Annotated in this window: 2 protein-coding genes and 1 pseudogene; 2 read left to right on the forward strand and 1 reads right to left on the reverse strand. The window is 73.4% G+C overall.

Translation table 11 applies throughout. The annotated features are described in order from the left end of the window. Positions 1-190: pseudogene (locus tag H5J29_RS34490) on the reverse strand (peptidylprolyl isomerase); the annotation flags it as partial. Positions 191-280: 90 nt separating this feature from the next. Between H5J29_RS34490 and H5J29_RS29675 the strand changes: the two are divergent. Both H5J29_RS29675 and hisS read left to right on the forward strand, forming a co-directional pair. After that, positions 281-952: an MBL fold metallo-hydrolase gene (locus tag H5J29_RS29675; RefSeq protein WP_181784275.1), complete on the forward strand. Its 672-nt coding sequence runs from the start codon at positions 281-283 to the stop codon at positions 950-952. After that, positions 949-2,232, forward strand: a complete 1,284-nt coding sequence (hisS, locus tag H5J29_RS29680; protein ID WP_181784276.1) for a histidine--tRNA ligase — start codon at positions 949-951, stop codon at positions 2,230-2,232. The genes H5J29_RS29675 and hisS overlap by 4 nt, the downstream gene beginning before the upstream one ends. Positions 2,233-2,292: the final 60 nt, after the last annotated feature.

A 2,292-nucleotide genomic window follows, 5' to 3' on the forward strand; every position in this document is an offset into this window, starting at 1 on the left:
TCGCGGCGGGCTCGTCCGACTGCCAGGGCGCCGTGACGAGGAGCACCACGGCGGCGATCACCACGACCACCACCGCGGCGGAGGTGATCGTGGCGACCTGCTTGCGCCTTCGCGCGGCCTCCACACGTCGCTTCTGTTGGCTGGCCAGCTTGCGCTTGGCCGCCTCCCGCCGCATCTGGTTCGTCGCCACGGTGTGCTGCGCCCTCCTGCTCGAAACGATCGCGGGGAGCGTAGCGACCGTTCCTGAGAGCGACGTATGCGGCACGTCTAGGCTGGTCGGGTGCTGGTCGCAGGATTCCCCGCAGGAGCGTTCCAGACCAACTGCTACGTCGTCGCCCCCGCCGCCGGGGCGCAGTGCGTGGTGGTCGATCCGGGGCAGGAGGCCGTCGAACCGCTGGAGGCCGTGCTCGCCGAGCACCGGCTGACCCCGGTCGCGGTCCTGCTCACCCACGGCCATTTCGACCACACCTTCAGCGTGCAGCCGGTGTGCGACGGGCACGACGTCCCCGCCTGGATCCACCCCGAGGACCGCGAGCTGCTCGCCGACCCGATGAAGGGGATCAGCAAGGAGTCCGCCGCGTTCTTCGGCGGCAGGCTGGAGCTGCGCGAGCCGCGCACCGTCGAGGAGCTCACGGACCGCTCCGAGCTCGACCTCGGCGGAATCCGGCTGCGCGTGGACCACGCGCCCGGCCACACTCGCGGTTCCGTCGTGTTCACGACGGGGACGGAGGAGGGCACCGAGGTGATCCTCGCGGGGGACACGCTGTTCGCGGGGTCGATCGGCCGCACCGACCTGCCCGGCGGCTCGCACGAGCAGCTGCTCACGAGCATCCGGGAGCGGCTGCTCAGCCGGCCGGACGAGGCGGTGGTGCTGCCGGGGCACGGCCCGACGACGACGGTGGGCCGGGAGCGGGCGTCGAACCCGTTCCTGCAGGTGAGGACGGGTCTGTGAGCACGGTCCAGGAGAAGGTCCAGCCGTTCGCGGCACCGAAGGGCATCCCCGAGTACTACCCGCCGGAGTCGGCCGGGTTCACCCACGTCCGGGACACGCTCTCCGCCGCGGCCGAACGGGCCGGGTACGGGTACGTCGAGCTGCCGGTCTTCGAGGAGACGGGGCTGTACGCGCGGGGCGTGGGGGAGTCCACGGACGTCGTCAGCAAGGAGATGTACACCTTCGCGGACCGCGGCGAGCGGTCGGTGACGCTGCGGCCCGAGGGCACCGCCGGCGTCGTGCGGTCGGTCATCGAGCACGGGATGGACCGGGCCGGGCTGCCGGTCAAGCTGCGGTACGCGGGCCCGTTCTTCCGGTACGAGCGGCCGCAGGCGGGCCGGTACCGGCAGCTGCAGCAGGTGGGCATCGAGGCCATCGGGGCGGACGACCCTGCGCTCGACGCCGAGGTCGTCGCCGTCGCCGACGAGGGGTTCAAGGCCCTGGGGCTCACCGGCTACCGGCTCGAGCTGACCTCGCTGGGGGACGCCTCGTGCCGCCCGGCCTACCGCTCGCTGTTGCAGGACTTCCTCGCCGGGCTGGACCTGGACGCGGCCACCCGCGCGCGGGCCGCCATCAACCCGCTGCGGGTGCTGGACGACAAGCGCCCCGAGGTCCGCGCGCTGATGGAGGACGCGCCGCTGCTGCTGGACCACCTGTCCCCGGCCTCCGCGGAGCACCACGCCGCGGTGCTGCAGCACCTGGACGACCTCGGGGTGGCCTACACGATCAACCCGCGGATGGTGCGCGGGCTGGACTACTACACGAAGACCACCTTCGAGTTCGTGCACGACGGCCTCGGCGCCCAGTCCGGGATCGGCGGCGGCGGCCGGTACGACGGCCTGATGGCCACCCTGGGCGGGCAGCCGCTGTCCGGGGTCGGGTTCGGGATCGGGGTGGACCGCACGCTCCTCGCCTGCGGCGTCGAGGGCGTCCAGCCCTGGTCGACGGCGCGGGTGGAGGTCTTCGGGGTCCCCCTCGGCGACGCGGCCCGACGCCGGCTGGTCGTGATCGCCGGTGCGCTGCGGAAGGCCGGGGTTCGGGTCGACCTCGCCTACGGCGGGCGCGGGGTCAAGGGCGCGATGAAAGCCGCGGACCGCTCCGGGGCGCGGTACGCCCTGGTGCTGGGGGAGCGGGACCTCGAGGCGGGGACGGTCGGGGTGAAGGACCTGGCTTCCGGGGAGCAGCGTGACACGGCGCTCGACGCGGTGGTCCCGGAGCTCGTGGCCGCGCTCGCGTCGTGAGGTGGCGGGCGTCTCCTCGCCGTTCGTGGCGTGCAGATGGGCACCCGGATGGTCGCGACC

Source organism: Pseudonocardia pini, from assembly GCF_013870575.1.
Lineage (GTDB): Bacteria > Actinomycetota > Actinomycetes > Mycobacteriales > Pseudonocardiaceae > Pseudonocardia > Pseudonocardia pini.